At 59.7% G+C, this 10,002-nt stretch carries 10 protein-coding genes; 7 read left to right on the forward strand and 3 right to left on the reverse strand.

Annotated features, from left to right (window positions below; all coding sequences use genetic code 11):
• The first annotated feature begins 147 nt into the window (after nt 1-147).
• Nucleotides 148-768, forward strand: coding sequence for a LysE family translocator (locus PMI36_RS26505; RefSeq protein WP_007906350.1), 621 nt, complete (start codon nt 148-150; stop codon nt 766-768).
• A 3-nt stretch (nt 769-771) separates the two neighbouring features.
• On the opposite strand, the gene PMI36_RS26500 is transcribed toward PMI36_RS26505, so the two are convergent.
• Nucleotides 772-1,185, reverse strand: coding sequence for a VOC family protein (locus tag PMI36_RS26500; RefSeq protein WP_008067843.1), 414 nt, complete (start codon nt 1,183-1,185; stop codon nt 772-774).
• Nucleotides 1,186-1,310: 125 nt separating this feature from the next.
• On the opposite strand from PMI36_RS26500, the gene PMI36_RS26495 reads away from it, so the two are divergent.
• The 4 genes from PMI36_RS26495 (at nt 1,311) to PMI36_RS26480 (ending at nt 4,627) form a co-directional block, all read left to right on the forward strand.
• Entirely contained in the window at nt 1,311-2,393 is a 1,083-nt protein-coding gene (locus PMI36_RS26495; protein ID WP_032830086.1) for a bifunctional transcriptional activator/DNA repair enzyme AdaA, read from the forward strand.
• Between the two features lie 45 nt (nt 2,394-2,438).
• Nucleotides 2,439-3,251 (forward strand): isocitrate lyase/PEP mutase family protein, encoded by an 813-nt coding sequence (locus PMI36_RS26490; RefSeq protein WP_008067848.1) that lies wholly within the window; start codon nt 2,439-2,441, stop codon nt 3,249-3,251.
• Nucleotides 3,252-3,326: 75 nt separating this feature from the next.
• On the forward strand, nt 3,327-3,944 hold the full coding sequence (locus PMI36_RS26485) for a DNA-3-methyladenine glycosylase family protein (protein ID WP_008067849.1): 618 nt from the start codon (nt 3,327-3,329) through the stop codon (nt 3,942-3,944).
• A gap of 194 nt (nt 3,945-4,138) precedes the next feature.
• A complete protein-coding gene (locus PMI36_RS26480; RefSeq protein WP_008067850.1) occupies nt 4,139-4,627 on the forward strand; it encodes a GFA family protein in 489 nt (162 codons plus the stop codon).
• A gap of 107 nt (nt 4,628-4,734) precedes the next feature.
• On the opposite strand, the gene PMI36_RS26475 is transcribed toward PMI36_RS26480, so the two are convergent.
• Nucleotides 4,735-5,343 carry a tRNA-(ms[2]io[6]A)-hydroxylase gene (locus PMI36_RS26475; protein ID WP_008010271.1) on the reverse strand — a complete coding sequence of 203 codons (609 nt, stop codon included), beginning with the start codon at nt 5,341-5,343 and terminating at the stop codon, nt 4,735-4,737.
• Nucleotides 5,344-5,504: 161 nt separating this feature from the next.
• Between PMI36_RS26475 and PMI36_RS26470 the strand changes: the two genes are divergently transcribed.
• A complete protein-coding gene (locus tag PMI36_RS26470; protein ID WP_008067851.1) occupies nt 5,505-6,368 on the forward strand; it encodes a universal stress protein in 864 nt (287 codons plus the stop codon).
• Nucleotides 6,369-6,497: 129 nt separating this feature from the next.
• Here the strand turns inward: PMI36_RS26470 and PMI36_RS26465 are convergent, their stop codons facing one another.
• Nucleotides 6,498-6,968 carry a DUF1289 domain-containing protein gene (locus tag PMI36_RS26465; protein ID WP_008067853.1) on the reverse strand — a complete coding sequence of 157 codons (471 nt, stop codon included), beginning with the start codon at nt 6,966-6,968 and terminating at the stop codon, nt 6,498-6,500.
• A gap of 407 nt (nt 6,969-7,375) precedes the next feature.
• On the opposite strand from PMI36_RS26465, the gene acnB reads away from it, so the two are divergent.
• Entirely contained in the window at nt 7,376-9,976 is a 2,601-nt protein-coding gene (gene acnB / locus PMI36_RS26460; RefSeq protein WP_032830087.1) for a bifunctional aconitate hydratase 2/2-methylisocitrate dehydratase, read from the forward strand.
• Nucleotides 9,977-10,002: the final 26 nt, after the last annotated feature.

The following is a 10,002-nucleotide window of genomic DNA, read 5'->3' on the forward strand; positions in this document are numbered from 1 at the left end:
CCGCTCCCACATGGATTGCGCTAACCGACTGGCATTAGCGCTAACCAAGCCGGCACAAGTGTACGGCGATTTGCATACACCGCTGTATGGGCCGGGCCACTCGTCACTCATGATAAAAATACGGCTCTCGTTACTGGAGCCGTCGTCATGGACCTCGCCACCCTCACCCTGTTTCTCCCGGCCTGCTTCGCCTTGAACATGGCCCCCGGCCCGAACAATCTACTGTCGGTCAGCAACGCTACCCGTTATGGCTATCGTCGCGCCTGTGTGGCCGGCGTCGGTCGTTTGCTGGCGTTTGCCGGGATGATCGCCCTGGCCGCCGCCGGGTTGTCGGTGGTGCTGCAAACCTCGGAATGGCTGTTCTATGCGATCAAGATCGTCGGCGCCGCTTACCTGTTGTACCTGGCCTGGCAATTGTGGCGCGCCAATCCCGAGGCCGAGCAGCTTGTGACCGGCGCGCCAATTGGCATTGTCGCTCTGGCGCGGCAGGAGTTTCTGGTGGCAGCGGGCAATCCCAAGGCCATTTTGCTGTTCACCGCATTCCTGCCGCAATTCGTCGACCCGACTCGGCCGATTGCCGCGCAATTCGTCGTGCTCGGCGCGTTGTTCCTGCTGCTGGAATGGATCGCCATCAGCGCCTACGCCTACATGGGCCTGCACATGCGCCGCTGGTTCGCCGAACCACGGGGCAAGCGGATTTTCAACCGTTGCTGCGCGGGGTTGTTGTCGGCAGCGGCTTCGGTGTTGTTGATGGCGAAACGGGCCTGAACTTTACCCTTGGGACGGTCCTTTCAGTTCGACCTGATTACCGTCCGGATCGAAGCAATAGATCGACAGCCCGTAACCTTCGGCGCCGAAACGCACGGCGGCTTTCTCGGGTGTCAGGCCGAAGGACTGCAAGTGACTGACCAGCGCTTTCTCGTCGAACGGTTCGATGCGCAGGCAGAAGTGATCGACGTTGCGCTGTTCGCGGCCAGGGGCAGCACCACCCTTGCGGCCGAGTTCGCCCTGGATGTCGACGAGGTCGATCATCGAGGTGCCCGCACGCAGATGCACCAGGCCCAGATCGTCACGGCGCTTGACCAGTTCGGCGCCGAGTACCTCGCCGTAAAAAATGATGCTTCGTTCCAGATCCTTGACGCGCAGGACGATGTGATCGATGTGTTTGATCGTGAACGGTTGCATAGGATGATTCCTGAAAATAACGTTTACAGCATGACCGGTGACCCGATGACTGTAGCTCAGGACCCTAAAAATTCACTGTCGATTTTCCGGTGGAGGCGCCGGGCGACGCAGCATATGCTCAGCCCATGAACCTACAAAACGCTGTGCTTCCGCCCCACGCCGAGATGGTTCGCGCCATGCTCGAACGCGACACCGCCTACGAGGGGGTGTTCTTTACCGCGGTCAAAACCACTGGCATTTTCTGCCGCCCCGGCTGTACGGCGCGCAAACCAAAGCCGGAAAATGTCGAGTTTTTCGCCCATGCCGATGAGGCAATGTCGGCGGGCTATCGGGCCTGTCTGCGTTGCAAGCCACTGGACGCCGCGGCCATCGCTCCGGACTGGGTGCAGCGGCTGCTCAAATCCGTGGACGCCGCCCCCGACCTGCGCTGGACTGACGCCCAGTTGCTCGCCGAGGGCATCGAACCGTTGAAGTTGCGCCGCTGGTTCAAGCAGCATTTTGGCATGACCTTTCACGCCTGGCTGCGCAGCCGGCGCCTGGGCATCGCCCTGGGTGGCATCAAACAGGGCGAATCCATCGACAACGCTGCGTTCGACTCCGGCTACGAATCCCTGAGCGGCTTTCGCGATGCGTTTCAAAAGTCGTTCCACATCACGCCCGGCCGCGCCGCCCACAGCGAGCCACTGCTGTTCACCCGGCTGACCACACCACTGGGGCCGATGATCGCCATGGCCGAGCAGCGTGGGCTGGTGTTGCTGGAGTTTCTCGATCGACCGGCACTGACCAAGGAAATCGAAGAACTGCAGAACCGTTATGGCTACGCCGTAGCACCCGGACACAACGGGCATTTGCAGCAGACTGAACAAGAACTGGCGCAATACTTCGCCGGTAAACGGACCGAATTCAACGTGCCACTGCACCTGCCCGGCAGCGCTTTCGCCCGGCAAGTGTGGGCCGAGCTGATGAAAATCCCCTACGGCCAGACCACTACTTATGGCGCCATCGCCGCGCAACTAGGCAACCCCGGCGCCAGTCGCGCCGTGGGCCTGGCCAACGGACAAAACCGCTTGGCGATTATCCTGCCCTGTCACCGGGTGATCGGTGCAGACGGCTCGTTGACCGGCTATGGTGGAGGACAACCGCGCAAGGCGTTTCTGCTCAGGCTGGAAAGCGCCGCGGTGCAAATCACCGAACAACTCACGTTCTGATCACTCCGCCATTTCTTTTCAGAAAGTCATAAGGAAGGACATTCGATGGACACACTCGACAACCAATTCCACCAACTGCACCAGAGCGGCTTGCTGATTCTGACCAACGTCGCCGATGCCACCGGGGCGCGATTGGTGGAACAGCTGGGCAGCAAGGCCGTCGCCACCAGCAGCGCGGCGGTGGCTTGGGTTCATGGTTACCCGGATGGCAATACCTTGCCGCTTGAACGTCTCGTTTCCACCGTTGAATCCATCGCCCGAGTCATCACGGTGCCGTTGACCGTGGACATTGAGGCCGGTTATTCCGATGACCTGGGGCGGGTCGCGGAAGTGATCGACGCCGTCATCGCTGCCGGAGCCGTGGGGATCAATATCGAGGACGGTGCTTCGCCGCCCGACCTGCTGGCCCGCAAAATCGAAATCGCTCGCCAGGTCGCCGATCGCCGGGATGTGAAGCTGTTTATCAACGCTCGCACCGACGTGTATCTCAAGGGCTTGGTGCCGGCCGAAGATCGCGTCGCAGAAACACTCAAACGGGCCGCGTTGTATCAGGCCGCCGGTGCCGATGGGTTGTTTGCGGCGGGCGTCACGGCGGCGTATGAGATCCAAGCGCTGTGCCATGGCACGACGCTGCCGGTGAACGTGCTGGGTTTCGCGAGCCTGCCTTCTCCTGAAGAACTGCAAGCCCTCGGCGTGCGCCGTTTGAGCGCCGGTTCGAGCATCGCCGAATTCCTCTACGGCGCCATGGCGTCGGTGGCCAAAAGCTTTCTGGAAACCGGAAAACTCGATAGCAGCGACCTCAAGGCCTTCACTTATGGCCAAGTGAACGCCCTGCTGGCCCCCACCGGCAAAGTTTGACCGCAAGCAATGGAGTGCGGCGCTGCGAGGTGAGGGCTAATCTCCCCCGCAGTCACCCGCGCTTCAGGAAGCTCCATGCCCGACACCTATCGACTGGCCAGCGAATTTCTCTCGGCCCTCGACGCCGACTGGCAACGCCACATCAGCGCCATCGGCCCCTGCCTGCATCAGCCCCATGCGGCCCGCGATCCTTACGAGTCGCTGGTACGGGCGATTGCCTATCAGCAACTGCATGCAAAGGCCGGCGATGCGATTGTCGGCCGGCTGCTGTCGTTGTTTCCTTCAATCACCTTCCCAAGGCCCGAGCAAATTCTGGCGACAGACTTCGAACAGATGCGCGGTTGCGGGTTTTCCGCCAGCAAGATCGCGACCATTCAGGGCATCGCCCAGGCGGCACTGGACGGCGTGGTGCCGGATTACGCCACGGCCCTGGCCATGGACGATGAAGCGTTGATCGAGCGCTTGATTACCTTGCGCGGAGTCGGGCGCTGGACGGTAGAAATGCTGCTGATCTACAGCCTGGAGCGGCCGGACATTTTACCGGCCGATGACTTTGGCGTGCGTGAGGGTTATCGGCGGCTGAAGGGGCTGGAAATACAGCCGACTCGTAAGCAGATGATTGAAATCGGAATGGCCTGGAGTCCATATCGGACGGCGGCCGCTTGGTATTTGTGGCGGGTGCCCGGCCGGTAGACCGCGTTATCGTTCTTCGCGAGCAAGCCCGCTCCCACATTAGATCTTCAGTGAACGCAGTTTTGTGTACGAAAACGATCAAGTGTGGGAGCGGGCTTGCTCGCGAATAGGCCCGCACATCCAGCATAAATTCAAGTCCAGGAACACGGACAGTCTAGGCTGTCCTGAGTCATCCCAACCCCATTGGAGGCCCCATGCAGCTCGAAGGCTCCTGCCATTGCGGCGCGGTGTCGTTCAGCCTGACCAGCGCCCACCCCTACCCTTATCAACGCTGCTATTGCTCGATCTGTCGCAAGACCCAGGGCGGTGGCGGTTATGCGATCAACATCGCTGGCGATGCCGTCAGCCTGAAGGTGCGCGGTCGCAAGCACATCTCGATTTACCATGCGCGGCTCAAGGAAAAAGGTGACAAACGTGCCCACCGCAGCACCGCCGAGCGGCATTTCTGTTCCGTTTGCGGCTCAGGACTATGGCTGTTCAGCCCTGAATGGCCAGAGTTGATTCACCCATTTGCCTCGGCCATCGATACCCCGTTGCCGGTACCACCGGAACACACGCATCTGATGCTCGGCTCCAAAGCACCGTGGGTAGAGGTCGAGGCGCATCCGGGCGACCAGCAGTTCGACGTCTATCCAGAAGAATCCATCGCCCAATGGCATGAGCGCCTGGGTTTGAGCCGTTAGGTCGCTTTACAGTCTTTGACAGTTTCCCGACGCAATTGCAGGAGCACGGCTTGCCGGCGAAAGCGTCCTTGAGATCGCCTTCGCGGGCAAGCCTCGCTCCTACAAGGTTATGCGGCGACTGGGACACCACTGTGAAAGCGAAACTCCACATCCGGCGACTCGATCAGCGCCTGCTCGGCGTCACGAACCTTGTCGATCACCTGGGCAATGTCCTTGGCGTCACCGTACTGATAGGCCAGTTTCAGGTAACCCTGGAAATGCCGCGCCTCGCTTTTCAGCAGTCCGAAGTAGAACTTGCCCAGTTCTTCATCCAGATGCGGCACCAACGCCTCGAAACGCTCGCAGCTACGGGCTTCGATGAAGGCGCCGACCACCAGCGTGTCCACCAGCTTCACCGGTTCGTGGCTGCGCACCACTTTGCGCAGCCCCGAGGCGTAACGCCCGGCGGACAGCTGACGCAGCTCGATCTTGCGCTTCTTCATCAGGCGCATGACCTGTTCGTGGTGCACCAGCTCTTCCCGGGCCAGACGCGACATCAGGTTGATCAGATCGACGTGGGAGTGATATTTGGCAATCAGGCTCAACGCCGTGCTGGCCGCCTTGAATTCGCAGTTTTTGTGGTCGATCAGCAGGGTTTCCTGATCGGCCAGCGCGGCCTGGACCCAGCCATCGGGCGTGCGGCAGCCAAGGAATTCGTGAATTTCGGGAAGGATCATGGGGCTCACGGATAAAAGGTACAGAACGAAGGGCGCCGATTATACCGGCCTGCCGACAGACCACCAGACGCCAACCGTTGATATGCATCAAGTCGCCGAATGCCGGCCAGCAACTATAGTTGTCCAACGCAGTGTTTTTTATCTTCACGGAGATCCCGCTCATGCAAGCCATTCGCAGCATCCTGGTGGTCATCGAACCCGAACACTCGGAAAGCCTGGCGCTTAAACGGGCCAAATTGATCGCTGGCGTGACCCAGGCCCATCTGCACCTGCTGGTCTGCGATAAAAAGCATGATCACGCGGGCATGCTCGGCGTGCTCAAGACTGCGCTGGTGGCGGACGGCTACAGCGTCACCACCGAACAAGCCTGGAACGACAGCCTGCATGAAACCATCGTCGATGTGCAGCAAGCCGAAGGCTGCGGGCTGGTGGTCAAGCAGCATTTCGCTGACAGCCCGCTGAAAAAAGCCCTGCTGACCCCGGCGGACTGGAAACTGCTGCGCTACTGCCCTACTCCGGTGCTGCTGGTGAAAACCGCCAAGCCCTGGACCGGCGGCGTCATCCTGGCGGCCATCGATGTTGGCAACATCGACGGCGAACACCGCACCTTGCACGCCAGCATCATCGATCATGGCTACGACATCTCCAGCCTGGCCAAGGCCCATTTACACGTGATCAGCGCTCACCCATCGCCGATGCTCTCGGCGGCCGACCCGACGTTTCAGCTCAAGGAAACCATCGAAGCCAGTTACCGCGAGCAGTGCAAGGCGTTCCAGGCCGAGTTCGATATTGATGATGACCATCTGCATATCGAGGAAGGCCCGGCGGATGTGTTGATTCCGTACATGGCCCATAAGCTGGGGGCATCGGTGACGGTGATCGGCACCGTGGCGCGGACCGGGTTGTCCGGGGCGTTGATTGGTAATACGGCGGAAGTGGTGCTGGATGCGCTGGAAAGCGATGTGCTGGTGCTCAAGCCGGAGACGGTCATGGATCATCTGGAAGAGATCGTGACCCAGCATTGAGATTTGCGGCGTCAGATAAATAGCCTTCGCGAGCAAGCCCGCTCCCACATGGGATCTGTGTCGTTCACAAATTTCATGTCCAATGGAGATCCCATGTGGGAGCGGGCTTGCTCGCGAAGCTTTTAAGGTTTAACCGCCGAACGCATCCTTGAGAAACCCCGGCGCAATGTAGCGCTGGTAATGCGCCTCAGACAGCAGAAAAAATTCCCGATCAATGGCATCGCGCAATTCCGGCAGGTTCCAGTCGCGGAACTCCGGCAGCAGCACCATCCCGTAGGCTTCCAGATTGTTGATGACCCGCGCACCCCGGGCGATCAGCTGATAAGCCCAGCAATATTCCGACTGATGGGGCACAAAACGAATCTTGCGCTGCTCCAGCTGCAGATGCAGCAACGCGGGATCGAAAATCTCTACCTTGCTGGCCATCACCTGCGACAACAACTGCTCAAGACGCAGCCATACCGCGCGTTTTTCTTCCTCGTTGTAACCGTTCCAGTGAATCACCTCATGGTGGAAACGCTTGCAGCCACGGCACACCAGATCACCGTAAACAGTGGAGCAGAGGCCGACGCAGGGGGTCTTGATGGTCTGATTGGGCATAGGTAGGCAAAACACGGAAAAGCAGAACAGGTCGGCATGTTAGCCCTTTGTCTAACATTCATCACCCCTCAAAATTTTGGGGCTAACTTACCTTTAATTTTTTTTTGCCGTAGAATCAGCCAGCCTTTTAAGGCGCCAATGTCCGTTAGAAGCTGTTTTCAAAGCGTCACGAGCACAGTCGTTCCTTCAGAGCGGTGTTGGCGAAGGGTTTTTCAGCGGTGAAAAACCTGACGCCAACCCTCATCAGCTCCCCGTTCTGCAGGCGTAAAACTTTGAAAGCAGCTTCTGTAAGGAATTGCCGGTAATTCTGGCTAAGCGGCCCACAACGCCACGCAGCGCATGAGTACGGCAATTTCGGGATGAGCGTCCCGGACACCCATTTGGGACCACTGATGAGGGTAATAACTGTGCTTGAAGCCTACCGCAAACATATCGAAGAGCGCGCAGCACTGGGTATCGTTCCCCAGCCGCTTAACGCCGAACAAACTGCAGGCCTGGTCGAGCTGCTGAAGAATCCCCCGGCTGGCGAAGAAGCCTTCCTCGTTGACCTGATCACCAATCGCGTTCCGCCAGGCGTGGACGAAGCTGCCTATGTAAAGGCCGGTTTCCTCTCTGCCCTCGCCAAAGGCGAAGCCAAATCCCCTCTGATCGACAAGAAACGCGCTGTTGAACTGCTCGGCACCATGCAGGGCGGCTACAACATCGTGACGCTGGTCAATCTGCTGGACGACGCCGAACTGGCACCAGTGGCTGCCGAAGAACTCAAGCACACCCTGCTGATGTTCGATGCGTTCCACGACGTCGCTGAACGCGCCAAGAACGGCAACGTTCACGCCAAAGGCGTTCTGCAGTCCTGGGCCGACGGCGAGTGGTTCAAGAACCGCCCTGTGCTGGCCGACAAGATCAGCCTGCGCGTGTTCAAGGTGACTGGCGAAACCAACACCGACGACCTGTCCCCTGCTCCTGATGCCTGGTCCCGCCCTGACATCCCGCTGCACGCCCTGGCCATGCTGAAAATGGCTCGCGACGGCATCGTGCCGGACGTGCAAGGCTCCATCGGTCCGATGAAGCAGATCGAAGAAATGCGCAACAGCGGCTTCCCGATCGCCTACGTCGGTGACGTGGTCGGTACCGGTTCGTCGCGTAAATCGGCCACCAACTCGGTGCTGTGGTTCTTCGGCGATGACGTTCCTTACGTGCCGAACAAGCGTGCTGGCGGCTTCTGCTTCGGCAGCAAGATCGCTCCGATCTTCTACAACACCATGGAAGATGCCGGCGCACTGCCAATCGAATTCGATGTAACCAACATCAACATGGGCGACGTGATCGACCTGTACCCGCACGCTGGCAAAGTCTGCAAGCACGGTACTGACGAAGTCATCACCACCTTCGAAATGAAGACCCCGGTGCTGTTGGACGAAGTCCGTGCCGGCGGTCGTATTCCGCTGATCATCGGCCGTGGCCTGACCGAGAAGGCTCGCGCCGAACTGGGTCTGCCAGCATTCGACCTGTTCAAGAAACCGGATGCCCCGATCGAAAGCACCAAGGGTTTCACCCTGGCGCAGAAAATGGTCGGCAAGGCGTGCGGCGTAGCCGGTGTGCGTCCAGGCACCTACTGCGAACCGAAGATGACCACCGTGGGTTCCCAGGACACCACCGGTCCAATGACCCGTGACGAACTGAAAGACCTGGCGTGCCTGGGCTTCTCCGCTGATCTGGTGATGCAGTCGTTCTGCCACACCGCGGCTTATCCAAAGCCGATCGACGTGACCACCCACCACACCCTGCCTGACTTCATCATGACCCGCGGCGGCGTTTCCCTGCGTCCGGGCGACGGCATCATCCACAGCTGGCTGAACCGCATGCTGCTGCCGGACACCGTCGGTACCGGTGGTGACTCGCACACCCGTTTCCCGATGGGCATTTCGTTCCCGGCCGGTTCCGGTCTGGTCGCATTCGCCGCTGCCACCGGTGTAATGCCGCTGGACATGCCGGAATCGATCCTGGTGCGCTTCAAAGGCAAGATGCAACCGGGCGTCACCCTGCGTGACCTGGTTCACGCCATTCCTTACTTCGCGATTCAGGCTGGCCTGCTGACCGTCGAGAAGAAAGGCAAGAAGAACGCCTTCTCCGGCCGCATCCTGGAAATCGAAGGCCTGGACAACCTGAGCATCGAACAGGCTTTCGAGCTGTCCGACGCCTCGGCCGAACGTTCGGCTGCCGGTTGCACCATCAAGCTGTCGAAAGAATCGATCACCGAATACCTGCAATCGAACATCACCCTGCTGCGCTGGATGATCGGTGAAGGCTACGGTGATGTGCGTACCCTGGAACGTCGTGCTCAAGCGATGGAAGCCTGGATCGCCAACCCTGAGTTGATGGTTGCCGATGCTGACGCCGAATACGCTGAAGTCATCGAAATCGACCTGGCCGACATCAAGGAGCCTGTGCTCTGCGCGCCAAACGATCCGGACGACGCCCGTCTGCTGTCCAGCGTTGCTGGCGAGAAGATCGACGAAGTGTTCATCGGTTCGTGCATGACCAACATCGGTCACTTCCGCGCTGCCGGTAAACTGCTGGATCAGGTCAAGGGTCAGCTGCCAACCCGTCTGTGGCTGTCGCCGCCGACCAAAATGGACGCTCACCAGCTGACCGAAGAAGGCTACTACGGCATCTACGGCAAGGCCGGCGCACGCATGGAAATGCCAGGCTGCTCGCTGTGCATGGGTAACCAGGCACGTGTAGAGCCGAACTCCACCGTGGTGTCGACGTCGACCCGTAACTTCCCGAACCGTCTGGGTGACGGCGCGAACGTCTACCTGGCTTCGGCCGAGCTGGCGTCCGTTGCGTCCATCCTGGGTCGCCTGCCGACCGTCGAGGAGTACATGGAATACGCTGGCAAGATCGACAGCATGGCGGCCGACGTTTACCGCTACCTGTCCTTCGACCAGATCGCCGAGTTCCGTGAAGCTGCTGCGAACGCCAACATCCCGGTCGTTCAAGCCTAACGTTACAACGCAATAAAAAACGCCGC

This window comes from Pseudomonas sp. GM79 (assembly GCF_000282495.1).
Classification (GTDB): domain Bacteria; phylum Pseudomonadota; class Gammaproteobacteria; order Pseudomonadales; family Pseudomonadaceae; genus Aquipseudomonas.